The organism is Streptomyces sp. NPDC047043, from assembly GCF_040644055.1.
Lineage (GTDB): Bacteria > Actinomycetota > Actinomycetes > Streptomycetales > Streptomycetaceae > Streptomyces.
On sequence record NZ_JBEYVO010000032.1, the window covers coordinates 64304 to 90980 of the forward strand.

Genomic DNA, 26677 nt, shown 5'->3' on the forward strand with positions numbered 1-26677 from the left:
GTGCGACAACGAGCTGTGTCGGCCGTGCTGGCCGCGACCGCGCTCCTGCTGACGGCCGGCTGTTCCTCCGACGGAGGTGGCGGAGGGTCGTCGGGCGACGGTGGCAGCAAGACCTCGGGGAGCACGACGGCCCAGTCCTCCCCCTCGCAGCAGGCGGCCGAGCAGGGTCCGCCCGCCAAGGGCTCGGTCAAGGTGCTGCGGACGGTCACCACGGGCCTGAACACCCCGTGGGGCCTGGCCCCGCTGCCCGACGACAGCGCCCTGCTCGTCGCCTCCCGGGACGAGGGGACGATCACCAAGGTCGACGTGAAGAGCGGCAAGAAGACCGAGCTGGGCAAGGTGTCCGGGGTCTCGCCCGCCGGAGAGGGCGGCCTCCTCGGCATCGCGCTCTCCCCGGACTACGCCTCGGACCACATGATCTACGCGTACTTCACCTCGGCCTCCGACAACCGCATCGTCCGCATGCTGTACGACGCGAAGAAGCCGGCCGGCGAACAGCTGGGCGCGCCCGACACGATCTTCAAGGGCATCCCCAAGGGCTATATCCACAACGGCGGCCGGATCGCCTTCGGCCCGGACAAGATGCTGTACGCGGGCACGGGCGAGAGCGGCAACCGGGGCCTGGCCCAGGACAAGAAGTCCCTGGGCGGCAAGATCCTCCGCCTGACCCCGGAGGGCGAACCGGCCCCGGGCAACCCGTTCCCGAACTCCCCGGTGTACACCTACGGCCACCGCAATGTGCAGGGCCTGGCCTGGGACTCCAAACAGCGCCTGTTCGCCTCGGAGTTCGGCCAGGACACCTGGGACGAGCTGAACGCGATCAAGCCGGGCGCCAACTACGGCTGGCCGGACGCCGAGGGCAGGTCGTCCGACTCCGAGTACCAGAACCCGATAGCCCAGTGGCACACGGACGACGCCTCCCCCAGCGGCATCGCCTACGCCGAGGGCTCCATCTGGATGGCCGGCCTGAAGGGCCAGCGCCTGTGGCGCATCCCTCTGAAGGGCACGGAGGCCTCGGCGGACCCGCAGTCCTTCCTGCAGGGCAAGTACGGCCGCCTGCGCACCGTGGTCTCCGCCGGCGGCGACAAGCTGTGGCTGACGACGAGCAACACGGACGGCCGGGGAAGCCCGAAGTCCGGGGACGACCGAATACTGGAGCTGCAGGTCGGCTAGCGGCTCACTCGTCGCAGGTCGGCCAGGGGCTCACTCGTCGGCGGGAGATGTCTCGTCCTCCCGCCGAGGCGGCCGTACGACGACCTTCCCGGACGCCAGATCTATCGGCCCGCGCCCGGGGTCGTTGTCCCCGACGTCCTCGCGGGTCAGTTCCAGCCGTTTCTGTTCGTCGCGGGTGTGCTTGCGGCCGGGCGCGAAGAGTTCCTCGAAGACGTTGAACATCGCTCTCCCCCTCTATGGCTGCTCCGTCATCCGGCGACCAGCCGGTCGACGTCCTCCGGTGGGAAGAGACCCAGCCGGTGCGCCACCGCCGCCGCCTCTCCCCTTCCTGAGACGCCGAGCTTGGCCAGAATGTTCGAGACGTGGACGCTGGCCGTCTTCGGGGAGATGAAGAGCTCCTCCGCGATCTGGCGGTTGGTGCGGCCGGCGGCGACCAGGCGCAGGACGTCGCGTTCCCGGCCGGTGAGCCCGAGGGCCTCGGCGGGGTCGGCGGGCCGCTGCTCCGGGACGCGGTTCAGGGTGAGGCGGGCGCGCTGGGCGAGCAGAGTGACGGCGTCGGCGAGCGGGCGGGCGCCGAGGTGTTCGGCCACGGCATGGGCCAGGCGCAGCAGTTCGGTGGCGCGGTCGCGCTCGTCGTCGCCGCCCGCGGCGAGAAGGACCTCGGCCAGGCGGTGGCGGACGCGGGCGAGGTCGTAGGGGCGGTCCAGGCCTTCGAAGGAGGTGACCACGTCCGACCAGGTGTCGATGGTGTCCTGGCCCTCGACGCGGGCGAGTTCGGCGCGGACCCACTGCTCATGGGCGTGCCAGATGGGAGCGTTGGTGGTGGTTTTCTTGGCGGCCTCGCGGAGGCGTTCGAGCGCCTCGGCGCGGCCCTGTGCCGCGGCGGGCACGGCACGGGCGTCGGCCTCGGCCGTGGCGGCGGTGAGGAGCAGGGGCCAGCCGTAGTCCTGGGTGCCGGGCGGGATGTCAGTGGTGAGGACGCGGGCGAGTTCGGCGCGGGCGTCGAGGAGTCGGCCCTCGGCAGCGGCGACGCCGATCGCGAGGCAGGAAAGGGGCAGTGACTGCTGAGGCATGGGGTCGTGAGTACCGAAGTATCCGTGGGCGCCGTCCAGTTGGCGGGCAGCCTCGGCCACATCGCCGCGGCCCAGGGCGACCTGGGCCAGGCACATGGCGCCCGTGCCCTGGGGTTTGGCGTTCCGTCCCCAGCGCAGTGTGTTCTCCGCGGCCTCGGCCGCCTCGTCCCAGCGGCCGAGCGCGTAGAGCGAGTTGGAGAGGTTGGCCCACACCCAGGCCTCGGAGTTCAGCAGCCCGAACCTCCGGGTGTAGAGGATCCCCTCCTCCAGGATCGGGACCGCCTCGCGTGAACGCCCCACCGAGTCGAGCTCCGACGGCAGGTTGACGTAGGCGCGGCCCGCGACATAGGCGATGCCGTCCTCGACCGCCCGTTCCTTGACCTCGTACATCGCCGCGAGTCCCGCGTCGGCGTCACCCGCGTCGACCATCAAGCCGCCGAGCGTGAGACGCGCGTTCATCTCCGTCTCCCGGGCACCCACCATGCGTGCGTACTCCACCGCACGCTCGGCCGCGTGGAAGGCGTCCGGACCGGGTGCGCGCAGCATCGACCAGCCGGCGACGGCGGCCAGCACCTCGGCGTGCACCTCCGAAGGCGGCAGGCCTCGAACCAGTTCCTGAGCGGTGGCGAGTTCCTTCCAGCCGTCACCACGGCCCTGGCTCTGCACCAGCATGGAGCGCTGCGTCCAGAACCAGGCGGCGCGCAGGGGATCGCCCTCGTCCTCCAGGAGGTGCAGTGCCCGCTTCGTGATCTTCAGGGCGCGTTCGCGCTCGCCGCTCAGCCGGCCCGCCACCGCCGCCTCGGCCATGAGGTCGAGGTAGCGCAGGGGTGTGGTGGCCGGGTCGCAGCCGCAGGGTGGATAGACCTCGGTGAAGTCGATGGGGCGCAGTCGGTCGCGTACGTCCTCGGGGGCGGTGTCCCACAGCTCCATCGCCCGTTCCAGGAGCCGCAGTTGCTCGCTGTAGGCGTGGCGGCAGCGGGCCTCGACGGAGGCGTCCAGGACGGCGGGGAGGGACTTGGCGGCGTCGTGGGCGTGGTACCAGTAGCTGGCAAGGCGCATGACGCGCTCGTCGGCGGGGACGAGCGTCGGGTCGGCCTCCAGGGCCTCGGCGTAGCGGCGGTTGAGGCGGGAGCGTTCGCCGGGCAGCAGGTCGTCGCTGACGGCCTCGCGGACCAGGGAGTGGCGGAAGCGGTAGCCGTCGCCGGCGGGTGCGGCAAGCAGGATGTTGGCGTTCACGGCGGCCCGCAGGGCCTCGATGAGGTCGTCCTCGGCGAGCCGGGCGACGGCGGCGAGCAGCCGGTACTCGACGGTTGAGCCGCCCTCGGCGACTATCCGGGCGACCCGCTGGGCGCTCTCGGGCAGGCCCTCGACACGGACCAGGAGCAGGTCGCGGAGGGAGTCGGTGAGGCCGGTGCCGCAGCCCTCGGTGGCGCAGACGGCGAGTTCCTCGACGAAGAAGGCGTTGCCGTCGGAGCGTTCGAAGATGTCGTCGACCTGGATGGGGTCCGGTTCGGCGGCGAGGATGCCGGCGATCTGGCGGCCGACCTCCTCGCGGTTGAAGCGGGCGAGTTCGACGCGGCGGACGGTACGCAGCCGGTCGAGCTCGGCGAGCAGGGGGCGCAGCGGGTGGCGGCGGTGGATGTCGTCGGCGCGATAGGTGGCGAGGACGACGAGGCGGCCGGTGCGCAGGGTGCGGAAGAGATAGGCGAGGAGGTGACGGGTGGAGGCGTCGGCCCAGTGCAGGTCCTCCAGGGCGACGACGACGGTGCGGTCGGCGGCGACACGCTCCAGGAGCCGGGCGGTGAGTTCGAAGAGACGGGCCATGCCCTCCTCGTCGTGCCGTCCGCCGGTGGACTCGCCCAACTCGGGCAGCAGCCGGGTGAGTTCCTCCTCCTGGCCGGCGGCCGCGGCGGCGAGTTCCTCGGGCAGTTCCCGGCGCAGTGCGCGCAGGGCGGTGGAGAAGGGGGCGAAGGGCAGGCCGTCGGCGCCGATCTCGACGCAGCCGCCGAGCGCGACGACGGCGCCCTCGCGGCAGGCCGCGGTGGCGAACTCCTCGACGAGCCGGGTCTTGCCGACCCCGGCCTCCCCGCCGATGAGCAACGCCTGCGGCTCGCCCGCGGCAGCGCGGGCGAGCGAGTCCTTCAGCGTCTCCAACTCTTCGGTGCGGCCGACGAACACGGGACTGACGGACCTGGTCTCCACGAGCCCGAGCATCGCACGGGGGTCCGACAGTGCGGCACCGGTTTTCGACCGGCCGGTGCTTCCCGGGAGGGCTCCCGGGCGCACCGCTGCCCTCACCGCGGGGAGGTGCGGTGAGGGCGTGAGCGGGTTCTTCCTCCTGCGGTCCTGGTCCTGCCGAGGTCGGCCCTCCCCCGCGCGGCCGTCCTCCCGGACCCCCGTGTTCATGCGGCCCGGGACCGCAGCCGACGGAGACGGGGGGTATGGGATTCGTCCTCGGCCGCGTGGCGGGCGGCCTCACGGCGGGCGGCGCGGCGGCCTCGGAGGGCCTCGCGGGCCAGCCGCTCGCTCTCGGCCCGGCGGATCAGTTCGGCGGAACGGATCTGGGAGATCTCGTACTCGTACATGTCGTGTCCCTTGTGAGAGGCGGTTTTCCGGCTTCGCTCGTTGCGATGCCTCAACCTTCGTCTCCAAGGGGGGTGCGTCACATCGGGAGAGTTCCGCATCTTCGGGCGCCCCGGGGGCCTTAGATGTGCGGGAGGGGCCTCAGGAGCATCCGTAAGGTGCTTACGGATGTCCTAAGACCCCTCAGGACCTGCGGTGATTCAGCTGGTGGACGGCAGTCCGAGCAGGACGTCGGTGTACTTCAGGACGGCCAGGAGCAGGCCGATGACGCCGAGCGCGACACCGCCCCAGGCGACCGACTTGATCCACGTGGCCTGCGGCTTCCCGGGGACGCCGAACGCGGGCCGGACGAGCACCACGACGCCCACGACCAGCGCGAGCAGCGCGAACAGGCCGCCCCACAGGGCGCTGGTCTGCCAGGCATCGCCGTAGACCTCCTTGACCTGCTTGGCGACGCTCGCGGTGGACGAGGTCTGCAGCTGGCCCACGAGGGTCTCGCGCGCGGCGGCGACGGTGCCGATCCAGCTGCCGGTCAGCGAGACGAGGCCGAGCGCGGCGGAGACGACGGCGCCCGCGCCCTGGCCCACGCCGGAGGGGCTCGCCTCCTCGTCCTCGGGGAGGGCAAGCGCTTCGTCGTCGACCACGTCCTCGGCGGCCTCGGCCTCGGCGTCGTCCGCCTTGGTCGCAGCCTCGGTCTCGGTCACCTCGTCGGCCTTGGTGACGTCCACCTTCTCCTCGTCGGTCGTGGCCTCGGCGCCTGCCGCTGCACCGGTCTCGTCAACTGTCTTGGTTCCCATGTCCGGCACCGTACGGATCCTGTCTGAGAGGCGTCTTAATGATCGTTGTGTGCGGCACGCGCGCGTGCTTCACGCCATTCGGGGGCGAGGATCGACCACACCTCCAGGTCGTGCCGTACGCCACCATAGGGGTGCGCCTCCCGCCGGACCCCATCGCGGGTCATGCCCAGGCGCCGGGCGACGTTCAGGCTGGGTGTGTTGCCCGCGGCGGCGACCCATTCGATGCGGTGGATGCCGCGTTCCTCGACCGCCCAGTCGATGAGCACCCGCATCGCCCGGGTGATCAGCCCGCGTCCGGTCGCGGCGGGCTCCAGCCAGCAGCCGACCTCGGCGTTGCCGGTCTCCACGTCGAAGTTCAGCGTGAGCACGCCGCCCACGAGCTTTCCGTCCAGCCAGATGCCGTGGTACGAGGCGGTGTCGGCGGCGCGCATGTCGGCGTACCGCTGGAGCGTCTGCCGTGCGGAGGGCACGTCCACGGCCTGCGAGCCGAACGGGATGAACTGCCCGATGAACTCCCGCCCCCGCTCCAGATGCGCCAGGAACTCCTCGGCGTGCCACGGCTCCAGGGGACGCAGTTCGGCTCCGTCGTCACCCAGGGATATCGCGTACATCCTCTTCTTCCCGCCCCTTCGCCAGTACGTCCGCCACCTCGGCGTCGGTGGCAGCGGCCAGCCTTTCATGGGCGGCGCGGCACTCGGGCGGTTCGATGCTGATGCGGGGCAGGCGCTGGTCGAGCCAGCGGGGCAGCCACCAGTTGGCGCCGCCGAGCATGTGCATGAGGGCCGGCACCAGCAGCGTACGCAGGACGAAGGCGTCGAGGGCTACGGCGGAGGCGAGGGCGATGCCGAACATGGCGATCACGCGGTCGCCGCTGAGCACGAAGGCGAGGAAGACCGAGATCATGATGACCGCGGCGGAGTTGATCACCCGGCTGGTCTCGGCGAGGCCCACGCGGACGGCGCGCCGGTTGTCGCCGGTCTCCAGCCACTCCTCGTACATCCGGCTGACCAGGAAGACCTGGTAGTCCATGGAGAGCCCGAAGAGGACGGACACCATGATCACGGGGAGGAAGGGCTCGATCGGTCCGGCGCGGCCCAGGCCCAGCAGCTCGCTGCCCCAGCCCCATTGGAAGATCGCGACGACTATGCCGAAGGCGGCGGCGACGGCGGCGACGTTCATCGCGGCGGCCTTCGCCGGGATGCCGATGGACCGGAAGGCGAGCAGCAGGAGCAGACAGCCGAGGCCGATGACGACGCCGACGAACAGGGGCAGCTTGCCGACGATGACGTCGGCGAAGTCGTCGTAGCTGGCCGTCACACCGCCGACCTTCAGGTCGAGCGAGGTGCCGGTCTCGGCCCGCGGCAGCACCTCGGTGCGCAGCCGGTCGACGAGGTCGCTGGTCTTCTGCGACTGGGGCGCCGACTGCGGGACGAGCGTGAAGTACGCCGTGTCACCGGCGCTGTTGTACGTCACCGGCGTCACCGACGCGACGCCCTGGGTGGTGCGGATGGTGGCGTCGAGGTTGTCGAGAGCGAGCTTGTCCTCGGCGCCGTCGACCTTGGTGACGAGGGTGAGCGGGCCGTTCACGCCGGGACCGAACCCGTCGGCGAGGCGATCGTACGCCTGCCGGGTGGTGGACGACTTGGGGTCGTTGCCCTGGTCGGAGGTGCCCAGGTGGAGGGAGAGCGTCGGCAGCGCGAGGACGGTCATGACCACCAGGGCGACCACGCCGAGCACCTTGGGGTGCCGCTCCACGAAGGCCGACCAGCGGTGGGCGAACCCGGTCGGCAGCTCCGGCTGCGGCCCGTGCTCCTCCAGCCGCCGCCGCTCGCGCCGGCTCAGCGCGCGCATGCCGATGAAGGACAGCAGGGCGGGCAGCAGCGTCACGGAGGCGGCGACCGTCAGGACGACGGTCAGGGAGGCGGCTATCGCGACGCCGTTGAGGAAGCTGAGCCTGAGGATCAGCATCCCCAGCAGGGCTATGCAAACGGTGGCACCTGCGAAGACCACGGCCCGTCCCGTCGTCGTCACGGCGTTCGTGACCGCCTCGGTGACGGACAGCCCGCGTTTCAGCCCGCGCCGGTGTCTGGTCACGATGAACAGCGCGTAGTCGATGCCGACGCCGAGCCCGATCAGCATGCCGAGCATGGGCGCGAAGTCGGCCACCGTCATCGCGTGCCCGAGCAGCACGATCGCGGCGTACGCGGTGCCGACGCCGACCAGCGCGGTCGCGATGGGCAGCACGGACGCGGCGAGCGAGCCGAAGGCGAGGAACAGCACGACCGCGGCGACGACCACGCCGACCACCTCGGCCAGGTGGCCGCCCGACGACTCGGTGAGCCCGACCGCGCTGCCGCCGAGCTCCACCTCGAGCCCGTCGGCCTCGGCCGCCTTCGCCGCATGGACGACGGCCTCGGCCTCGGACTTCTTGATGTCCTCGGCACGGTCCTCGAAGGTGATCGTGGCGTACGCGGTGTGCCCGTCGGCGCTGATCCGGCCGGTGCCCTGGCCGTGGTACGGGCCGGTCACGGCCGCCACTCCGGGCAGGTCCGCGATCTTGTCGAGGGTCTCGGTCATCGTCTGCTCGACGTCGGCGGCGCGGACGCTGCCCGACGTGGTGTGCCAGACAACGGTGTCGCTGTCGCCGCCGGATCCCGGGAAGCCCTCCTGCAGCAGCTGCATGGCACGGCCCGACTCGGTGCCGGGAGCCTCGTAGTCGTTCGAGTACGCCGAGCCCGTGACCGCGGCGGCCGCGCTCACTCCGCCGAAGGCGAGGAGCCACAGCAGGACCGCGACGAGGCGGTGCCGAACACACCAGCGTGCAAGGGCTGCCACGAACGTGCTCCCAGGGGGGATTTGTGGATCTTTGACCGGGAACCGTCGTTCATGAGGTGAACAGCCCGCAAAGAACGCATGAGCAATGTGAAGACCACTCTTGCAGGCGAAAGTGATCGTTAAGCCCGTTCGTGCGTTTATTCACAGGAGTGGGAGGCAGATCACAGGACAGTAACGAGAACTCTGTCACCTCAGTCGAACTGGTCCCCCAGCGCCATCACCATCGCCCCGACGATCAGCAGCCACAGCGCCCGCCGGGTGCGCCCGCGGGAGCCGAGCACCGAGGCCAGCGCACACACGAAGGCACCGAAGGCGTAGGCGCCGGGCACGAGGGCCGGGGCGGATCCGGTGAGGCGGAGCACCGACGCGGCCAGCCCCGCGAGGGCCAGCAGCGCCCCGGTGCCGGTCGCCGTCCAGCGGGCCCGCCGCGCGTCCTCGGCGGAGTCCACGACGTCCTGTATCTCGGAATCACCGCGTCCGTCCATGGCGGGCGAGCGTAGCGCGTCCCCCTGAGAAACCAGGTGCGGGGCGTCCACCACGGCTGCTAGCTTCCGCGCGTCAGCCGTCCCCGGCTCCTCGCCGACGACCGAAGCGGGTGCATTGTTTGAAGGTCCGACCGAGCTCCTACGCATCTCTTTCCACTACGAAGGACTCAAGGAGCCCGTTCACCGATGTCCGACATCACATCCAGGACCTCGCACCACCTCACTGACCGCCTGACCCACCCCCGCTGGTCGCGCAGCAACCACTACGACGCCCGCTGGACGATCGAGAACCAGATGGGCCCGAACGCCCTGTGGCTGCTGGAATGGCTGGCCCCCGCCCTCGGCCTCGACGCGCTGCGCCCCGGCGCCCGCGTCCTGGACCTGGGCTGCGGACGCGCCATGACCTCCGTGTTCCTCGCCAAGGAGTACGACGTCCAGGTCGTCGCCGCCGACCTGTGGGTCAAGCCCGACGAGAACGCCGTACGCATCGCCGAGGCCGGTGTCGCCGACCGGGTGCTGCCGCTGTTCACGGAGGCGCACGACCTGCCGTTCGGCGAGGGCACGTTCGACGCGATCGTCTCCGTCGACGCGTACCAGTACTTCGGCACCAACGACCTCTATCTGCCCACCCTGACACGGCTGTTGAAGCCGGGCGGACGGATCGGGATCGTCGTGCCGGCGCTGCGGGAGGAGCCGACGGGCGACGAGCCGCCGGCGCATCTCAAGGAGTACTGGGAGAAGGACCCCGGTTTCTGGGCGTTCCACACCCCCGCCTGGTGGCGGCGACTGTGGACGCGCAGCATGGCCGTGGAGGTCGAGGCCGCCGACTGGCTGGACGACGGCTGGCGCGACTGGCTGCTGTGGAGCGAGGTGTGCGCCGAGGAGAGCCCCAGCGAGTTCATGGCGGACATGGCCCGCTGGTCGGTCGACCTGATGCACGCCGACGTGGAGCATGTGCTCGGCTTCGCGCGGATCGTGGGACGCCGTAAGTAGGCAGCCCTACGGCCCCGCAGGCGTCGTAGGCAAGCGAACGGCCCCGGAGGTCACACCTCCGGGGCCGTTCCCGTCCTGTGGCCTCAGCCCTCGCTGACGCCCAGCTTCTGAAGGATCAGCTCCTTGACGCGGGCCGCGTCGGCCTGGCCCCGGGTCGCCTTCATGACCGCGCCGACCAGGGCACCGGCCGCGGCCACCTTGCCGCCGCGGATCTTGTCGGCGATGCCCGGGTTGCCGGCGATGGCCTCGTCGACCGCCGTGCCCAGCGCCGAGTCGTCGGAGACGACCTTCAGACCGCGCTTGTCGACGACCTCGTCCGGGGTGCCTTCGCCCGCGAGGACGCCTTCGATGACCTGGCGGGCCAGCTTGTCGTTCAGGTCGCCCTTCGAGACCAGCTCGGTGACCCGGGCGACCTGCGCCGGGGTGATCGCCAGCTCGTCGAGCGCCTTGCCCGACTCGTTGGCGCTGCGCGCCAGTTCGCCCATCCACCACTTGCGGGCGGAGGCCGCGTCGGCGCCGGCGTCGATCGTGGCGACGATCGGGTCCAGCGCACCGGCGTTGAGGATCGCCTGCATCTCGGTGGCCGAGATGCCCCACTCCGCGAGGAGCCGGTTGCGGCGGACCAGCGGCAGCTCGGGCAGGGCGGCGCGGATCTCCTCGACCCACTCACGGGACGGGGCGACCGGCACCAGGTCCGGCTCCGGGAAGTACCGGTAGTCCTCGGCCTCTTCCTTCACACGGCCCGAGGTCGTCGACCCGGTGTCCTCGTGGAAGTGCCGGGTCTCCTGGATGATCGTCCCGCCGCTGCTCAGCACAGCGGCGTGCCGCTGGATCTCGAAACGGGCCGCACGCTCCACGGAACGCAGCGAGTTGACGTTCTTCGTCTCGGAGCGCGTGCCGAACTTCTCGGTGCCGTTCGGGCGCAGCGACAGGTTCACGTCGCAGCGCATCTGCCCCATCTCCATGCGGGCCTCGGAGACGCCGAGCGCCTTGATGACCTCGCGGAGCTCACGGACGTACGCCTTCGCGACCTCGGGAGCGCGCTCGCCCGCACCCTCGATCGGCTTGGTGACGATCTCGATGAGCGGGATGCCGGCGCGGTTGTAGTCGAGCAGCGAGTGCGAGGCGCCGTGGATACGGCCCGTCGCGCCGCCCACGTGGGTCGACTTGCCGGTGTCCTCCTCCATGTGGGCGCGCTCGATCTCCACGCGGAAGGTCTCGCCGTCCTCCAGCTGTACGTCGAGGTAGCCGTTGAAGGCGATCGGCTCGTCGTACTGGGAGGTCTGGAAGTTCTTCGGCATGTCCGGATAGAAGTAGTTCTTCCGGGCGAAACGGCACCACTCGGCGATCTCGCAGTTCAGCGCGAGACCGATCTTGATCGCGGACTCGACGCCGGTCGCGTTGACGACCGGGAGCGCGCCGGGCAGGCCGAGGCAGGTGGGGCAGGTCTGCGTGTTGGGGTCCTGACCGAGCTCGGTCGAACAGCCGCAGAACATCTTGGTCTTGGTGCCGAGTTCGACATGGACCTCGAGGCCCATGACGGGGTCGTACGACGCGAGAGCGTCCTCGTACGACACCAGGTCGGTCGTGGTGGTCACGGTGAAACTTCCCTCTCAGCCCAGCAGGACGTCGTCGTCGCCCAGCCGCTTCAGCTCGCGGTACAGGATGGCGAGGCCGGTGACGACGGCGACGGCGGACACGGTGGCGTCGATCAGGACCAGCGTGTCCTGCTCGGCACGGGCCTTCTTGAGCCGCTTGGCGACACCGATGGCGCCGAACGCCGTGGTGGCGATGGACAGGTACGTACCGGACTTGGACTTCTTGAAGTCCTTCGCCTTGGACAGCTTGCTCACAGCGACGGTGCCTCCTCCAGGAGCGGGTGCCCCCACTTTTCCACGAAGGCGGCCTCGACGGCGGCGCCCACCTTGTAAAGACGGTCGTCCTTCAGCGCCGGCGCGATGATCTGCAGGCCGACCGGGAGGTTGTCCTCCGGGGCGAGACCGCAGGGCAGCGACATGGCCGCGTTGCCCGCGAGGTTGGTCGGGATGGTGCAGAGGTCGGCCAGGTACATCGCCATCGGGTCGTCGGCGCGCTCGCCGATCGGGAAGGCGGTGGTGGGCGTGGTCGGCGAGACGATCACGTCGACCTGCTCGAAGGCCTTCTCGAAGTCGCGCGTGATGAGCGTGCGGACCTTCTGGGCGGAGCCGTAGTAGGCGTCGTAGTAGCCGCTGGAGAGGGCGTAGGTGCCGAGCATGATGCGGCGCTTGACCTCGGGACCGAAGCCGGCCTCGCGGGTGATCGAGGTGACCTCCTCGGCGGAGTGCGAGCCGTCGTCGCCGGTACGCAGGCCGTAGCGCAGGCCGTCGAAGCGGGCGAGGTTGGAGGAGCACTCGGAGGGCGCGATCAGGTAGTACGCCGACAGCGCGAGGTCGAAGCTCGGACAGTCCAGCTCGACGATCTCGGCGCCCAGTTCCTTCAGCAGCGCGACCGACTCGTCGAACCGCTGGATGACACCGGCCTGGTAGCCCTCGCCGCGGAACTGCTTGACGACGCCGACGCGCATGCCCTCGACGCTGCCGTTGCGGGCGGCCTCGACGACCGGCGGGACGGGCGCGTCGATGGACGTGGAGTCCAGCGGGTCGTGCCCGGCGATGACCTCGTGCAGGAGCGCCGCGTCCAGGACCGTACGGGCGCAGGGCCCGCCCTGGTCGAGGGAGGAGGAGAAGGCGACCATGCCGAAGCGGGACACGGCCCCGTACGTCGGCTTCACGCCCACCGTGCCGGTGACTGCGGCCGGCTGGCGGATGGAGCCGCCGGTGTCGGTGCCGATGGCGAGCGGCGCCTGGAAGGAGGCGAGCGCGGCGGAGGAACCGCCGCCGGAGCCGCCGGGGATGCGGGTGAGGTCCCACGGGTTGCCGGTCGGCCCGAAGGCGCTGTTCTCCGTCGACGACCCCATGGCGAACTCGTCCATGTTGGTCTTGCCGAGGATGACGACGTCGGCGGCCTTCAGCTTCTTGGTGAGGGTCGCGTCGTACGGCGGGATCCAGCCCTCGAGGATCTTCGAACCGACGGTCGTCGGAATGCCCTCGGTGGTGAAGATGTCCTTGAGCGCGAGCGGCACGCCGGCGAGAGGACCGAGCTTCTCCCCCTTGGCGCGCTTCTCGTCGACGGCACGGGCCTGGGCGAGGGCGCCCTCGCGGTCGATGTGCAGGAAGGCGTGCACCTTCTCGTCGACGGCCTCGATACGGGCCAGGTGGGCCTCGGCGACCTGTACGGCCGTGAGCTCGCCGGAGGCGATCTTCGCGGCGGTCTCGGCGGCCGTGAGCTTGATGATGTCCGTCATGGCGATTAGTCCTCCCCCAGGATCTGCGGCACCTTGAAACGCTGCTGCTCCTGGGCCGGGGCGCCGGAGAGCGCCTGCTCGGGGGTGAGCGACGGACGGACCTCGTCCGCCCGCATGACGTTCGTCAGCGGGAGCGGGTGCGAGGTCGGCGGTACGTCTTGGTCGGCGACCTCGCTGACGCGAGCCACCGCGCCGATGATGTCGTCCAGCTGGCCTGCGAAGTGTTCGAGCTCTTCGGGCTTCAGCTCCAGACGCGCCAGCCGGGCGAGGTGGGCGACCTCCTCGCGCGTGATGCCAGGCATGCAGCGTTCCTCTGGGGTGAGTGTGTGTGGTTTGGGCCCAATCCTAGGGGGCGGGGCCCGGTGGCCGTTAAACGGTTTCTCCTCTCACGGGCGAGCTTCCCACGCTGGGCTGCGCAGGAAGTGGTTGTCGTACAGCTCCTGCACCTCCAACAGCGTCTCCGGGGCGACCTCGCCCAGGCGGATGCGCTGCAGGTGGCGGCTACTCGAAGCGTTCGACGCCCGGCGTGATGACGATGAGCAGATCCGCCGTGGCACCGGGGGCGGCGGCGAAGGCGTGCGGGCGATCCGGCGGGACGATGAGCAGATCGCCCCGCTCGGCGGTGACGACGTCGTCGCCGGAGAGGACCTCGGCGGCGCCGTCGAGCAGGTAGAACATCTCGGCGGAATTGCGGTGCAGATGTGGACGGGCTCCGTCGGCACCCTCGGCGAGGGTGACGCGCACGGTGGACAGAGCACCGCCGCTGGCACTGCTGTCGGCCAGCAGCCGCACGGCGACGGGGTCTCCCCCGACCACCTCGGCCTCCGCGTCACGGACCAGGACGGTCTCGTCGAACTTCGGTACGAACAACGACATGGTTCGGCTCCCCTGCGAAACGTCGTCAGACCGCGAAGAGCAGTCCGGCACTGATCAGCACAACGATCGCGGTGGCGAAGTGGACCCCGAACGCCACGGCTTTCGTCCCGCCGTTGCGCAGGACTATCAATGTGTCGCCGAACGGGATGAGCGCCACGCACAGCATGAGCCAGGCCTCGGCATGCGCCCCGGCGAAGACCAGCACAGCGAGGCCGATCACGCCGAGGGTGCCGTCCCTGAGGCCCTTGATCGAGAGATAGGCGCCGGCGTCGCCGTCCGGACGGGCGGGCACACCGTAACCGGCGGCGGACGGGCCCGGCTGGAACAGGAACCGGTAGCCGAGGAACAGGCAGAACAGGTTGAGCAGCACGGCCAGGGTGTAGGCGGTGACGGTCATGGATCCCCCTCGATGAATTGCTTCTAGCGGCGCTAGCAACACAATCGACGCTAGCAGAGCATCGACAGGTTGACTAGCGCTGCTAGAATTCTTGCCATGTCGCTTCAGACGCGCCGGGAGCGCGAACGAGCGGAGCGCGAGCGGCTGATCGTCACGGCCGCGCGCGGACCGGCGGCGGCCGAGGCTGGGACGCGGTGACGACCCGTCGGCTGGCGGCGGAGATCGAGTACAGCCGGCCCGTCCTCTACAGCCACTTCAAGGGCAAGGACGCGATCATGGCGGCGGTCGCGGTACAGGGCTGCGCGGACCTGGCCGAGGAGTTGCGTACGGCGCGCGGGGCGGCGAAGGACACGCGCGGGCGCTCGCCGCGGTGGGCCAGGCGTACTCGGACTTCGGGCGACGCCGGCCGGCCCTGTACGACGCGATGTTCACCCACGCCGTGGACCTGCCGTCGCCAGGGAGGAGGTTCCGGAGCCGCTGAAGGCGGCGTTCGGGGAGCCGGCCCAGGCGGTGGCCCCGATCACGGCCGAAGGCGATGACCTGGGGGTGCTGACGGAGACGTACGGGGCGGGCCGGGCAGGCGGCCGCTGGGCATCAGGGAAAGGGCACACGAGCAGCGCCGGGCACTGCTGATCGGCCACTTCACGGCAGGGGTCGACTGAGGGAGGAGACCACACCGGCGAGCCGCCCCACGGGCTACGGCCGCTCCTCCACTCCTCGGCCAGCCGGAAAGCTACTCGTCGGTGGCCGCTGCCGGGAGGGCCGCTCGGGGGCGCTGCCAGCCGCGGGAGCCCCGGGCCCGTAGCCACGCCGTGGTCTCCTCCGGCGGCATCGCCGCCGCGACCAGCCAGCCCTGTACGGCGTCGCAGCCCAGGTCGCGCAGGCGTTCCCAGGTCTCGTCGTCCTCGACGCCCTCGGCGACGACCAGCAGGCCGAGCGAGTGCGCGAGATCCACCGTGCAGCGGACGATCTCCGCGTCCTCGGTGTCGACGGCCAGCCGGGCCACGAAGGAACGGTCGATCTTCAGCTCGCTCACCGGCAGTCGCCGTAGATGCACGAGCGAGGAGTACCCCGTGCCGAAGTCGTCCAGCGACATCTTCACGCCGTGCCCGGTCAGCCCGTTGAGGGTGTCCGCGGCGCGCTGCGGGTCCTCCAGGAGGACGTGTTCCGTTATCTCGAGTTGGAGCGCTCCCGCGGGCACTCCGTGCCGGGCGAGGCGCGCGGCCACGGAACCGGCGAACCCGGGCGTGTGGACGTCGCGCGGGGAGACGTTGACTGCGACGGGGACGTACAGCCCCTGGGCCCGCCACTCGGCGACCTGGCCGAGGGCCGTCTCCAGCACGTACTCGGTCAGATGCGGCATCAGCCCGGAGGACTCGGCGATCGCTATGAACTCGTCCGGCGGCACCTTCCCGCGCTCGGGATGCACCCAGCGGACCAGGGCCTCCAGCCCGGCCACCTGCCCGTCGAAGCGGACCTTGGGCTGGTAGTGCAGCTGCACCTCGTGCGCATCGAGCGCCCGGCGCAGATCGCCCAGCAGCCCGAGCCGGTCCGGGGTGTTGGAGTCCCGCTTGGACTCGTACACCTCCACGCCCGTACGGTCCCGCTTCGCCTGGTACATCGCCACGTCCGCCCGCCGCAGCAGCCCCTCGGCGTCCAGGGCGTGGTCCGGGAAGACGGCGACGCCCGCACTGGCCTCAAGGACGAGCGTGAGCCCGTCGAGGTCGAGCGGGGAGCTGAGCGCGGCCACGAGACCGCGGGCCAAACGGGTCGCGGACGTCGTGGAGTCGGCGACCGGCAGTAAAACGGCGAACTCGTCGCCGCCGAGCCGCGCGGCCTCCGCCCCTCGCGGGAGCGCAAGGCGCAGCCGGTCGGCTATCTGCAGCAGGAGCCGGTCACCGGCGAGATGCCCGAGCGTGTCGTTGACCGAGCGGAAGCGGTCCAGGTCGATCAGCATCAGGGCGGCGCGCGCGCCGATGCGCTCGGCGTCGTCCAGCGCGGTCCAGATACGCTCCAGCAGCCACTGCCGGTTGGGCAGTCCGGTCAGCGGGTCGCGCAGCTGCTCCTCGGCCCGGGCGCGGGCTATCCACAGCGTGGAGTCGAGGGCGATCAGCGGGATGGCGAACAGCGGCAGCAGCACCGGCTGGGCCACGGCGACCACACATACCAGCGGGGCTATGCCGAGCAGCGCGACCGCGACCAGGCCCTGTCTGACCAGGGCGGTGCGGGCGACGGTGGGCAGTCCGCCGTGGCGCGGGGCGTGCAGATACCAGAGCAGGGTGCGGGTGACCAGGAGGTAGGCGGTGGCGACCAGCACCACCTCGGGGGCGGTGTAGAGGGTCCAGCTGTCGGGGTTCCAGGGATTCTCCACGGACGGCACGCGTCCGAAGGCGCCCAGCACGAGGGCCCCGGTGCCGATGCCCAGTATGTCCACCGAGCCCTGCAACACTCCCTGGCGCCAGCGGTTTCGGCGGGCTATGCCGACCAGCACGACGACGGTGAGGCTGACCATGCCCGCGGGCACCCAGCCGTACAGCATCAGGACGGCGAGGGTGAGGGCGGCGCCGGAGCCCGTGCCGCCCCACCAGCGGGAGCGGCCGAGCATGACCAGATGGCCGACGATGATGCCGGTCAGCACGGCCAGGGACCAGCCGACGGTGCCGGACGGGAAGAGCGCGTGCGTCCCGGTGAACGCCCGGTAGAAGCCGGCGCCGAGGACGAACGCGGCCGCCGCGACGACCGCCGCGGGCAGCGCGGGCCACGACAGGTGCCGTTCCGTCTCGGCGCCCGGCAGGCCGGAGGTGTGGTCGGTGGTGAGGTGCGGGGCGCGGCCGTCCGTCGCGGTGTACTGTCCGGTGGCGCGCCCCTCCGCGCCCGGACGTTCCGCCCAGCGACTCGCCCGCCACGCGCCGGTGACCCGGCGCAGGCGCAGCCGTGAGTCCGGGGCGGCGCTCTCGGTCGGTTCCATTCCCGTCCCTCTCACAGCCGGCGGTGCCCACGCCACGCGGTCCGATGCCCGACAACCTTCAACGGCACCGCGTTGGAAAACCCTTCCCCTTGCTCGTCAAGAGCAAGGGGATGCCCCAACCGCAGCTGGGCACGGCAGGTGCACATCTCAACAGTAGGCCGCAGAAGGCTTCCACGGGCAGCGGTCGTCGACGGTTGCCCGAATGCACTCCGGCCACCTGTATGCATCTGGTATGCGCCGATCGGGTGGCGTTCAATCGCTACTCCTCTGTGGGAAGCGCAACTTCTGCCGCCGCGTCCGGCCCCTGTTCCAGCAGGACGTTGAAGCCTTCCTCGTTCAGAACAGGCACTTTGAGCTGCATCGCCTTGTCATATTTGGAACCAGGATTGTCGCCCACCACAACGAAAGACGTCTTCTTCGAAACAGAACCGGTCACTTTCGCTCCGCGAGTCTGGAGTGCCTCCTTGGCTCCGTCCCGCGTGAAGTGTTCGAGGGTGCCGGTGACGACGACCGTAAGCCCTTCCAGCGGACGGGGTCCTTCGTCCTCTCCGGAGCCCTCCTCCTCCATGCGGACGCCTGCGGCCCGCCACTTGCGGAGGATCTCCTGGTGCCACTCCTCGGCGAACCACTCCTTGAGGGAGGCGGCGATGATCCCGCCGACGCCGTCGGTGTTCGCCAGCTCCTCCTCCGTGGCCTGCTCGATGCGCTCGATCGACCGGAACTCGCGGGCCAGCGCCTCGGCGGCGACCGGGCCGACGTGACGGATCGACAGGCCGGTGAGGATGCGGGCGAGGGGGCGCTCCTTGGCGGCCGCGATGTTCTCCAGCATCGCGACCGCGTTCTTCTTGGGCTCGCCCTGCTGGTTGGCGAAGACGGTGGCGATCTTCTCCTCGCCGGTCTTCGGGTCGCGCTTGGGCAGGCCGCTGTCCTGGTCGAGGACGTACGCCTTGATGGGCAGCAGCTGCTCGATGGTGAGGTCGAAGAGGTCGCCCTCGTCCAGCAGCGGCGGGTCGGCGGGCTCCAGCGGCTTGGTGAGGGCCGCGGCTGCGACGTATCCGAAGTGCTCGATGTCCAGCGCCTTGCGGCCCGCCAGGTAGAACAGGCGCTCGCGCAACTGGGCCGGGCAGGTGCGGGCGTTGGGGCAGCGCAGGTCGACGTCGCCCTCCTTCATCGGCCGCAGGGCCGTCCCGCACTCGGGGCACTCGGCCGGCATCACGAACTCGCGCTCGCTGCCGTCGCGCAGGTCGACGACCGGGCCGAGGATCTCCGGGATGACGTCACCGGCCTTGCGCAGCACCACCGTGTCGCCGATGAGGACGCCCTTGGCCTTGACGACGTCCTGGTTGTGCAGGGTGGCGAACTCGACCTCCGAGCCGGCCACCGTGACCGGCTCGACCTGGGCGTACGGCGTGACCCGGCCCGTGCGGCCCACGCCCACGCGGATGTTGATGAGCTTGGTGTTGACCTCCTCGGGCGCGTACTTGTACGCGATCGCCCAGCGCGGCGCACGGGAGGTGGAGCCGAGGCGTCCCTGGAGCGGGATTTCGTCGAGCTTGACGACGACTCCGTCGATCTCGTGCTCCACGGAGTGGCGGTTCTCGCCGTAGTACGCGATGAACTCCCGTACGCCGTCGAGGTCGTCGACGACCTTGTTGTGCCGGGAGGTGGGCAGGCCCCAGGTCTTGAGCAGGTCGTAGCCCTGGGAGAGGCGGGTGAGGCCCTCGAAGCCCTCCAGGGCGCCGATGCCGTGGACGACCATGTGGAGGGGGCGGGTGGCGGTGACGCGCGGGTCCTTCTGGCGCAGTGAACCCGCGGCCGCGTTGCGCGGGTTGGCGAAGGGCTTGTCGCCGGCCTCGACCAGGCGGGCGTTGAGCTCCTCGAACTTCTCCATCGGGAAGTAGACCTCGCCGCGGATCTCCACGAGATCGGGGACGCGGTCGCCGCCCAGCCTGTCCGGAATCTCCGCGATCGTACGGACATTGGGAGTGATGTCCTCGCCCGTACGACCGTCGCCGCGGGTCGCCGCGCGCGTGAGGCGACCGTGCTCGTAGGTGAGGTTGACGGCGAGGCCGTCGACCTTGAGCTCGCACAGCAGGTGGTAGTCGGGACCGCCGACGTCCTTGGCGACGCGCTCCGCCCAGGCGGCCAACTCCTCGTCGCTGAAGGCGTTGTCGAGGGAGAGCATGCGTGAGCGGTGCTGCACCGCGGTGAACTCGGTTTCGTACGCCCCCGCGACCTTCTGGGTCGGCGAGTCCGGCGTACGCAGCTCCGGGTGCTCCTCCTCCAGCGCCTCCAGGGAGCGCAGCAGCTTGTCGAAGTCCGCGTCGCTGATGACCGGAGCGTCGTTCACGTAGTACCGGAAGCGGTGCTCCTCGATCTGCTCAGCGAGCTGCGCGTGCTTCTCCCGTGCCTCGGCGGGCACCGTCGTCTCCGCTTGCTTTTCGCCGGCCACCGTGTTGTCCTCCCGTTACTCTGGGTTGTCCGCGAGGGATCTCGCCGCCCGGACGCAGTGGGCGAGTGCCTTGCGCGCGTAGTCGGGGGAGGCCCCCGCGAGTCCGCACGACGGCGTGATCGTGACCGCCTCCGCGAGAAGCCCCGGTTGCAGCCCCAGCCTGCGCCACAGCGTCCTGACACCCATGACGCTACCGGCAGGGTCTGACAATCGGCCGTCCGTGCTCGGTACGACACCGGCGAAGAGCCTCGTCCCCCCTTCCACCGCCTCGCCGATCGCGTCGTCGTCACGCTCGGTGAGGAGCGAGAAGTCGAAGGAGATCGCCGCCGCGCCCGCCCTGCGCAGGAGGGCGAACGGGACGTCCGGTGCGCAGGAGTGGACCACGGTGGGGCCGTCGCTGTGAACCCCGACGACGTCGCGGAGGGTGGCCTCGACGACCTGCCGGTCGACGGCGCGGTGCGTCCGGTAGCCGCTGGCGGTCTTCACCTGTCCGCGCAGTACGGCGATCAGGGACGGCTCGTCGAGCTGAAGGACGAGTTGTGCGCCGGGGATGCGGCGGTGCAGCTCGGCGAGGTGGAGGCGGAGCCCTTCGCCGAGCGAGGCGGCGAGGTCGCGGCAGGCGCCGGGGTCGCCGAGAGCGGCCTCGCCGTTCTTCAGCTCGAGACCGGCGGCGAGGGTCCAGGGCCCCACGGCCTGCACCTTGAGCGGGCCGTCGTACCCCTGTGTGAACTCCTCAATGGCATCGAGGTCTTCGCCGAGCCAGGACCGGGCGCGCTTGGTGTCCCGGCCGGGGCGGTCGCCGATCCGCCAGCCGCTGGGCTCCACGCGCGCGTACAGCTCGACGAGCATCCCGGCGGTCCTGCCGATCATGTCCGCGCCGGGGCCCCGGGCAGGCAGTTCGGGCAGGAAGGGGAAGTCCTCGACGGCACCGGTGGCGGTCTTGGCGGCCTCCCGGGCGTCGCCTCCCGGCAGGGAGCCGACGCCGGTGGCGGGACCGAAGCTGAACTGGCTGTTGTTGCTCACCCCGGAAGCGTACGTAACCTCCGGGCGCGGCTTCACCGCATGCGGATCCCGTGCCGTTCCAGGAAGGCGACCAGCCCCGCCGGGTCCGCGACCTCCAGGTTGTTCCGGAAGCGGCCGCGCTCCCAGGAGACGTCGGTCTCCCCGTGCACGCTGCCGCTCCCGATGAACTCGCCCTCCGCATCGAGCAGGGCGATGGTCGGGCCGCCGTGACAGCGGCAGATGTCGTCCGCGAACTCGCCGGCCGTGGCGAGGGAGCGCAGCTCGGCGAGATCGTCCGGGTCGAAGACCTCGCCGCGGATCCTGCGCCCGTCGAGGGGACCGCCGTTGTCGCCGCCTTCGAGGACGACCGCGGCCTCGGTGCGCTCCCAGACCTCGTCGAGCCAGGCCCGGACCACCGCGCCGCTCGCCCTGTCCCACCGCGCCGGCCCGGTCACTTTCCGGGCCGCACCGTCAGGTCGTTGACCTCCGCGTCCCGCGGCAGGTCCACGGCCATCAGGATCGTGGTGGCCACGGACTCCGGGTCGATCCACTTCGACGCGTCGTACTCCTTGCCCTCCTGCTGGTGGACCTTGGCCTGCATGGGGCTCGCCGTACGGCCGGGGTAGACCGAGGTCACGCGGACGCCGTTGCCGTGCTCCTCGTGGCGCAGCGAGTCCGCCAGGGCCTTCAGTCCGTGCTTCGAGGCCGCGTAGGCGGACCAGTCGGCGTGGGCGTTCAGGCCCGCGCCGGAGTTGACGAAGACCACGTGGCCGCGGGCGGCGCGGAGTTGGGGCAGGAGGTGGCGGGTCAGTTCGGCGGGTGAGATCAGGTTGACGTTCAGCTGGTGGCGCCAGGTCTTCGGGGTCAGCTCCCCCACCGGACCCAGGTCGACCACGCCGGCGATGTGCAGCAGCGAGTCCACGCGGTCGGGCAGGGACTGGTGCGAGAAGGCCCAGCTCAGCCTGTCCGGGTCGGCCAGGTCGCCCACCAGGGTCCTCGCTCCCGGGAACTCCGCCGCCAGCTCCTTCGCACGGCCCGCGTCGCGCGCGTGCAGCACGAGTTCGTCCCCGCGCGCGTGGAGGCGGCGGGTGACCGCCGCGCCGATGCCGGAGCCCGCCCCGGTGATCACATGTGTAGCCATGCCGCCATGCTCGCACCCGCCGGCGACTACTCCACGCCCTGGCTCTCCTCCAGGTACGCCAGCGCCCCCACCGGCTCCTCGGCGAAGAACACCAGGTCGGTCAGCGGACGGGGCAGGAAACCCTCGTCCTCCATGCGGCGGAACTGCTCCTTCAGACCGTCGTAGAAGCCCGCGGTGTTCAGGAGCACCACCGGCTTGTCCGTGTGGCCGTGCTTCTTCAGTTCCAGGATCTCGGTGGCCTCGTCGAGCGTGCCCGTACCGCCCACCATGATCACCACCGCGTCGGCCTTCTCCAGCAGCAGCCTCTTGCGTTCGGCGAGGTCACGGGCGATCACCATCTCGTCCGCGCCCTGCCGTGCCTTGGCCGCCAGGAAGTCCACGGAGACCCCGCACAGACGTCCTCCCGCCTCCTGCACGCCGTCGGCGACCACCTTCATCAACCCGACGTCCGAACAGCCCCAGACGAGGGTGTGCCCGCCCTTGCCCAGCAGTTTCGCGAAGTCGCGCGCGGGGCGCGTGTAGCGGTCGTCGAGGTCGGCGGCGGAGAGGAAGACGCAGATTCGCATGAGGTCACCGTACGCGGGAAGAACCTGGGGCCCGCGAACGCTTTTCCGGTATGGCAGAAGGACACACGATCACCATCGAGCAAGTCGACCAGCACGTGCGCGTGGTGCACGGCGACCAGATCCTGGCGGAGAGCGAACGGCCCCTCGTCCTCAAGGAAACGGGCTGTCCGCCGCGGTACTACCTCCCCGCCGACGACGTACGACTCGATCTGCTGACCCCTTCCGACACCCACACCTACTGCCCGTTCAAGGGCACGGCCTCCTACTGGTCGCTGCCCGACGCGGCCGACCTGGTGTGGTCGTACCAGGAGCCCAAGCCGGACGTCGCCGAGATCAAGGGGCACCTCTGCTTCTACGACGTCGAGGTGCTGTGACCCGTACGACCGGTACGCCTCACCGATGATTTCCATGCCGTGGGGCAGTCTCCACGGCATGGACAAGCAGACCATCTCGCGCGACGGCACCTCCCTCGCGTACCAACGAACCGGGCAGGGCCCGGCGGTCATCCTGGTGAGCGGCGCCATGTCGACGGGCGCCACCGTGGCGCCCCTCGCCGGGCCCCTCTCCGGTCGCTTCAGCGTCATCTCCTACGACCGCCGGGGCCGCGGCGAGAGCGGTGACACCGAGCCCTACTCGGTCGCCCGCGAGGTCGAGGACCTCGCCGCACTGATCGACGCGGCGGGCGGCGAGGCATCGCTGTACGGCATCTCGTCGGGCGGCGCGCTGGTCCTCGAGGCGGCGGCGAGCGGGCTGCCCGTCCGCCGGGCGGCCGTGTACGAGGTGCCGTTCGCCGTCTACGAGGGTGGCGCCAAGGAGCGCGCCGAATACACCGAACACCTCACCGAGGCGCTCGAACAGGGCCGGCGCGGGGACGCGGTCGAGCTGTTCCTCCGGCTCACCGGGCTGGCCGAGGAGATGATCCAGGGCGCCCGCCACTCCCCCATGTGGGCCGGAATGGAGTCGATCGCACCGAGTCTCGCCTACGACAACGCCGTGATGGGCGACGGTCTGGTGCCACGGGACCGGCTGGCCGCGATCGACGTGCCCGTCCTGTCCGTCGCGGGCGACGCGAGCCCCACCTGGCTGCGCGAGGCCGCCCGGGCGGTGGCCGAAACGGCACCCCGGGGGACGTACCGGAGTCTGCAGGGCCAGACGCACATGGTGGATCCGAACGTCCTCGCGCCCGTGCTGGCGGAGTTCTTCGCGGCGGCTTAAGAACAAACCTTGAGCAGTCCGAGACCCTCCCGTAAGCAGTAGTCACATAAGATTCACAATCAACTCGCGCTTCGGCGGCGAGCCACCTTGTCCCCCGGCATTCCGGCTCGCTTGTGGAGCACGCCCCTTGAACACCCCGCACGCCCAGTCCGACGGCGGCATCCCCGCGGTCCCGCCGCAGCGCCGCCGCCGGGCCGACCCGCGCAAGGCCGTTTCCGGCCACGCCTATCCCGGACTGCTTCCGGCCCCTCCCGACGACCGGGAGAAGATCTCGTACGTCCGGCGGCACACCTGGGTGCTGACCTGTTCCTCCCTCGTCGGCTTCGTCTGCCTGGTGATCAGTCAGGTGCGGGCGGCGGCGACCAGCGTGTGGATCTGGGCGTACGTCCCGCTTCTGCTGCTGTCCGTCGTGAGCTATCTGATCTCCTTCCGGCTGGACGCCTTCACACCGAGCTTCGACCTGCGCGGGCACCGCCGGCTGGTCAAGGCCTGGCGGCCCGAGCGGTATCCGGACGTGGACGTCTTCCTGCCGGTGTGCGGCGAGCCCATGGAGGTGCTGCACAACACCTGGCTGCACGTGCGCACCCTGGCCGAGCACTACCCGGGCAGGGTCACTCCGATCGTGCTGGACGACTCCGACGACTCGGAGATCGGCGCGATGGCGGCCGACCTCGGCTTCCGGTACCTGGTGCGGCCCAACCGGGGATGGATGAAGAAGGCCGGCAATCTGCGGCACGGGTTCGAGCGCTCGTCGGGCGAGTTCATCCTCATCCTGGACGCCGACTTCGCCCCGCGCGCGGACCTGCTGCACGAACTCCTGCCGTACATGGACCGCGAACCGCGCACCGGCATCGTCCAGTCGCCGCAGTTCTTCCGGGTCCTGGACCAGCAGAACTGGATCGAGCGCGGAGCCGCGGCCGTGCAGGAGCTCTTCTACCGCAGCGTCCAGGTCTCCCGGCAGAAGAGCGACGGCTCGATCTGCGTCGGCTCCTGCGCGGTCTACCGGCGCAGCGCGCTCGCGGAGATCGGCGGCACCAGCCTGGTCGAGCACTCCGAGGACATGTACACCGGCTTCGAACTACGCGCGCGTGGATGGGATTTGACCTACGTCCCGCTGGCGCTCTCCACCGGCGTGTGCCCGGACACGGTCGGCGCCTTCTACAGCCAGCAGTACCGCTGGTGCATGGCCTCGCTCGCCATGCTGGGCAGCAGGGACTTCTGGCGCACGAAGATGCGCTTCGCAAGCCGACTGTGCTACTTGTCCGGTTTCGTCTACTACATCGAGACCGGACTGCTGACCTTCAGCGGCCCGCTCATCGCGCTCACGATCATGCTGGCGGCCCCCGAGCAGCTGAAGCTGGCGAACATCGGCCTGGTGCTGCCCAGCGTGATCTACCTGACCGTGATCTACCCGATCTGGCACCGCAATCCGTACCGCCTGGAGGCCTGGGCCACCCGCATCCTGTACGGCTGGGCGCACGCCTTCGCCATCTGGGACACCGTGCGCCGCCGTCCGATGGGCTGGACGCCGACCGGGGCGGGCGGCGCCAAGGGCAGCAAGACGCGCCGCCTGTGGATCGGCATGTGGGCCTGGAGCGGGACCACGGCCGTGGCCTGGATCGCCGTCGCGGTGTGGCGGATGAGCACCTCGCTCAGCCCCTCCGACTACGCCCTGATGCTCGCCTCGGGCCTCTTCTACGGCGTCGCGGTCGCCCGCGCCCTCATCCAGCCGCACGCCGAGGAAGCCGTCGCCGTGGAGCCGCTCACCGAGGGGGCCGTCGCGTGACCGCCCCGCGCCGTCTGCTGCTCGCCCTCGTCGGCTGTCTGCTGGCCGCCGCCGTCGGTGCCTGTGCGCCGCCCGCGCCGCAGGTCTCCTCGGCCGCCGCCACCGCCAAGGTGCCGACGCAGAGCGCCGAACCGCCGTACGACATACGTCCGTTGATCGAACCCGGTCACAAGTACCTCGGCGTCGCCTTCAACGGCTCGCCCCGCGCCACCGCGCCGGTGACGGCCTTCGCCGACAAGGCGGGGAAGCGGCCCAACCTCCGTGAGTACTACGCGAAGTGGGGCGATCCGTTCCAGCCGGACGTCAACCGGGCCGTCTGGGACGGCGGTCAGCTGCCCTTCCTGGTCTGGGAGCCCTTCTCCCGTACGGCCGCGCAGATCGCCGCGGGCCAGGACGACGCGTACATCCGGGAGTTCGCCGACACCGTGCGCGACTACAACCGGCCGCTCGCGCTGAGCTTCGGGCACGAGATGAACGGCGGCTGGTACCCCTGGGGCAGCAAGAAGACCGGGGCGGCCGACTTCGCGCGCGCGTGGCGGCACATCCACGACCTGTTCACGGACGAGGGCGCGGGCAATGTCATCTGGGTGTGGAGCCCGAACGTCATCAACCCGGTGCCGGACGTCCGGCTGAAGCCGTACTACCCGGGGGACGCCTACGTCGACTGGATCGGTGTCGTCGGCTATTACGCGCTGAGCGGCCCGACCACCTTCCGCACGCTCTTCGGGCCGACCATGACCGAGATCCGCCGCTTCAGCCGCAAGCCGTTCATCATCGCGGAGACCGGTGTGCAGGCCGGGGAGAGCAAGCCCACCGAGATCGCCGACCTGTTCGCGGGCCTACGCGCGCGTGACGACGTCCTGGGCCTGGTCTGGTTCAACCTCAAGAAGGAGGCCGACTGGCGCATCGACAGCGGCCCGTTGTCGCTCGCCGCGTTCAAGAAGGCGGCGGCGGACGACTCCTTCGGCTTCGACGTCCGCAAACCGTAGGGG

Annotated in this window: 24 protein-coding genes and 2 pseudogenes; 7 read left to right on the forward strand and 19 right to left on the reverse strand. The window is 70.6% G+C overall.

The window, feature by feature from the left end:
* Nucleotides 1-15 precede the first annotated feature (15 nt).
* Nucleotides 16-1173: a PQQ-dependent sugar dehydrogenase gene (locus ABZ880_RS40480; RefSeq protein ID WP_361274329.1), complete on the forward strand. Its 1158-nt coding sequence runs from the start codon at nucleotides 16-18 to the stop codon at nucleotides 1171-1173.
* Between the two features lie 30 nt (nucleotides 1174-1203).
* On the opposite strand, the gene ABZ880_RS40485 is transcribed toward ABZ880_RS40480, so the two are convergent.
* From ABZ880_RS40485 to ABZ880_RS40515, 7 genes are all read right to left on the reverse strand, one after another.
* A complete protein-coding gene (locus ABZ880_RS40485) occupies nucleotides 1204-1395 on the reverse strand; it encodes a DUF6191 domain-containing protein (RefSeq protein ID WP_361274103.1) in 192 nt (63 codons plus the stop codon).
* 26 nt (nucleotides 1396-1421) lie between these two features.
* Nucleotides 1422-4460, reverse strand: coding sequence for an AAA family ATPase (locus tag ABZ880_RS40490; protein WP_361274106.1), 3039 nt, complete (start codon nucleotides 4458-4460; stop codon nucleotides 1422-1424).
* 188 nt (nucleotides 4461-4648) lie between these two features.
* A complete protein-coding gene (locus ABZ880_RS40495; protein WP_361274109.1) occupies nucleotides 4649-4831 on the reverse strand; it encodes a hypothetical protein in 183 nt (60 codons plus the stop codon).
* A gap of 198 nt (nucleotides 4832-5029) precedes the next feature.
* On the reverse strand, nucleotides 5030-5626 hold the full coding sequence (locus ABZ880_RS40500; protein WP_361274112.1) for a hypothetical protein: 597 nt from the start codon (nucleotides 5624-5626) through the stop codon (nucleotides 5030-5032).
* A gap of 35 nt (nucleotides 5627-5661) precedes the next feature.
* Complete coding sequence (locus ABZ880_RS40505) at nucleotides 5662-6237, reverse strand: GNAT family protein (RefSeq protein WP_361274115.1); 576 nt, start codon at nucleotides 6235-6237, stop codon at nucleotides 5662-5664.
* Nucleotides 6215-8461 carry an MMPL family transporter gene (locus tag ABZ880_RS40510; protein WP_361274118.1) on the reverse strand — a complete coding sequence of 749 codons (2247 nt, stop codon included), beginning with the start codon at nucleotides 8459-8461 and terminating at the stop codon, nucleotides 6215-6217. The genes ABZ880_RS40505 and ABZ880_RS40510 overlap by 23 nt, the downstream gene beginning before the upstream one ends.
* A 191-nt stretch (nucleotides 8462-8652) precedes the next feature.
* Nucleotides 8653-8946 carry a hypothetical protein gene (locus ABZ880_RS40515; RefSeq protein WP_361274121.1) on the reverse strand — a complete coding sequence of 98 codons (294 nt, stop codon included), beginning with the start codon at nucleotides 8944-8946 and terminating at the stop codon, nucleotides 8653-8655.
* 186 nt (nucleotides 8947-9132) lie between these two features.
* Here ABZ880_RS40515 and ABZ880_RS40520 point away from each other — a divergent pair, with 186 nt between their 5' ends.
* The gene (locus ABZ880_RS40520; protein WP_361274123.1) at nucleotides 9133-9939 is read left to right on the forward strand and encodes a methyltransferase domain-containing protein; all 807 of its coding nucleotides are present in this window, start codon (nucleotides 9133-9135) and stop codon (nucleotides 9937-9939) included.
* 83 nt (nucleotides 9940-10022) lie between these two features.
* On the opposite strand, the gene gatB is transcribed toward ABZ880_RS40520, so the two are convergent.
* The 6 genes and pseudogenes from gatB to ABZ880_RS40550 all read right to left on the reverse strand — a co-directional run bounded on the left by gatB (nucleotide 10023) and on the right by ABZ880_RS40550 (nucleotide 14555).
* The gene (gatB, locus tag ABZ880_RS40525) at nucleotides 10023-11537 is read right to left on the reverse strand and encodes an Asp-tRNA(Asn)/Glu-tRNA(Gln) amidotransferase subunit GatB (protein WP_361274127.1); all 1515 of its coding nucleotides are present in this window, start codon (nucleotides 11535-11537) and stop codon (nucleotides 10023-10025) included.
* Nucleotides 11538-11552: 15 nt separating this feature from the next.
* Nucleotides 11553-11792 (reverse strand): hypothetical protein, encoded by a 240-nt coding sequence (locus ABZ880_RS40530; RefSeq protein ID WP_361274129.1) that lies wholly within the window; start codon nucleotides 11790-11792, stop codon nucleotides 11553-11555.
* Entirely contained in the window at nucleotides 11789-13282 is a 1494-nt protein-coding gene (gene gatA, locus ABZ880_RS40535; protein WP_361274132.1) for an Asp-tRNA(Asn)/Glu-tRNA(Gln) amidotransferase subunit GatA, read from the reverse strand. Before gatA ends, ABZ880_RS40530 begins: the two co-directional genes overlap by 4 nt.
* A 5-nt stretch (nucleotides 13283-13287) precedes the next feature.
* Nucleotides 13288-13584: an Asp-tRNA(Asn)/Glu-tRNA(Gln) amidotransferase subunit GatC gene (gatC, locus tag ABZ880_RS40540; protein WP_007384860.1), complete on the reverse strand. Its 297-nt coding sequence runs from the start codon at nucleotides 13582-13584 to the stop codon at nucleotides 13288-13290.
* An 84-nt stretch (nucleotides 13585-13668) separates the two neighbouring features.
* A pseudogene (locus ABZ880_RS40545) lies at nucleotides 13669-14158 on the reverse strand (cupin domain-containing protein).
* A gap of 25 nt (nucleotides 14159-14183) precedes the next feature.
* Nucleotides 14184-14555 carry a DUF4267 domain-containing protein gene (locus tag ABZ880_RS40550; RefSeq protein ID WP_361274134.1) on the reverse strand — a complete coding sequence of 124 codons (372 nt, stop codon included), beginning with the start codon at nucleotides 14553-14555 and terminating at the stop codon, nucleotides 14184-14186.
* Between the two features lie 96 nt (nucleotides 14556-14651).
* On the opposite strand from ABZ880_RS40550, the pseudogene ABZ880_RS40555 reads away from it, so the two are divergent.
* A pseudogene (locus ABZ880_RS40555) lies at nucleotides 14652-15217 on the forward strand (TetR/AcrR family transcriptional regulator).
* A 71-nt stretch (nucleotides 15218-15288) separates the two neighbouring features.
* Here ABZ880_RS40555 and ABZ880_RS40560 read toward each other — a convergent pair.
* The 6 genes from ABZ880_RS40560 to ABZ880_RS40585 all read right to left on the reverse strand — a co-directional run bounded on the left by ABZ880_RS40560 (nucleotide 15289) and on the right by ABZ880_RS40585 (nucleotide 22684).
* On the reverse strand, nucleotides 15289-17523 hold the full coding sequence (locus tag ABZ880_RS40560; RefSeq protein WP_361274136.1) for a bifunctional diguanylate cyclase/phosphodiesterase: 2235 nt from the start codon (nucleotides 17521-17523) through the stop codon (nucleotides 15289-15291).
* Nucleotides 17524-17782: 259 nt separating this feature from the next.
* Nucleotides 17783-19975 (reverse strand): NAD-dependent DNA ligase LigA, encoded by a 2193-nt coding sequence (gene ligA / locus ABZ880_RS40565; protein WP_361274139.1) that lies wholly within the window; start codon nucleotides 19973-19975, stop codon nucleotides 17783-17785.
* A gap of 15 nt (nucleotides 19976-19990) precedes the next feature.
* Nucleotides 19991-20998: a methionine synthase gene (locus tag ABZ880_RS40570; RefSeq protein ID WP_361274142.1), complete on the reverse strand. Its 1008-nt coding sequence runs from the start codon at nucleotides 20996-20998 to the stop codon at nucleotides 19991-19993.
* Nucleotides 20999-21030: 32 nt separating this feature from the next.
* On the reverse strand, nucleotides 21031-21432 hold the full coding sequence (locus tag ABZ880_RS40575; RefSeq protein WP_361274145.1) for a hypothetical protein: 402 nt from the start codon (nucleotides 21430-21432) through the stop codon (nucleotides 21031-21033).
* A complete protein-coding gene (locus ABZ880_RS40580) occupies nucleotides 21429-22118 on the reverse strand; it encodes an SDR family oxidoreductase (RefSeq protein ID WP_361274148.1) in 690 nt (229 codons plus the stop codon). Before ABZ880_RS40580 ends, ABZ880_RS40575 begins: the two co-directional genes overlap by 4 nt.
* A 26-nt stretch (nucleotides 22119-22144) precedes the next feature.
* A complete protein-coding gene (locus tag ABZ880_RS40585) occupies nucleotides 22145-22684 on the reverse strand; it encodes a TIGR00730 family Rossman fold protein (RefSeq protein ID WP_361274151.1) in 540 nt (179 codons plus the stop codon).
* A gap of 50 nt (nucleotides 22685-22734) precedes the next feature.
* On the opposite strand from ABZ880_RS40585, the gene ABZ880_RS40590 reads away from it, so the two are divergent.
* The 4 genes from ABZ880_RS40590 (at nucleotide 22735) to ABZ880_RS40605 (ending at nucleotide 26674) form a co-directional block, all read left to right on the forward strand.
* Nucleotides 22735-23058 (forward strand): DUF427 domain-containing protein, encoded by a 324-nt coding sequence (locus tag ABZ880_RS40590; RefSeq protein WP_361274154.1) that lies wholly within the window; start codon nucleotides 22735-22737, stop codon nucleotides 23056-23058.
* A 58-nt stretch (nucleotides 23059-23116) separates the two neighbouring features.
* Complete coding sequence (locus tag ABZ880_RS40595) at nucleotides 23117-23899, forward strand: alpha/beta hydrolase (RefSeq protein ID WP_361274157.1); 783 nt, start codon at nucleotides 23117-23119, stop codon at nucleotides 23897-23899.
* Nucleotides 23900-24233: 334 nt separating this feature from the next.
* Nucleotides 24234-25685: a glycosyltransferase family 2 protein gene (locus ABZ880_RS40600; RefSeq protein WP_361274332.1), complete on the forward strand. Its 1452-nt coding sequence runs from the start codon at nucleotides 24234-24236 to the stop codon at nucleotides 25683-25685.
* Nucleotides 25682-26674 (forward strand): glycosyl hydrolase, encoded by a 993-nt coding sequence (locus ABZ880_RS40605; RefSeq protein ID WP_361274160.1) that lies wholly within the window; start codon nucleotides 25682-25684, stop codon nucleotides 26672-26674. The genes ABZ880_RS40600 and ABZ880_RS40605 overlap by 4 nt, the downstream gene beginning before the upstream one ends.
* Nucleotides 26675-26677 lie beyond the last annotated feature (3 nt).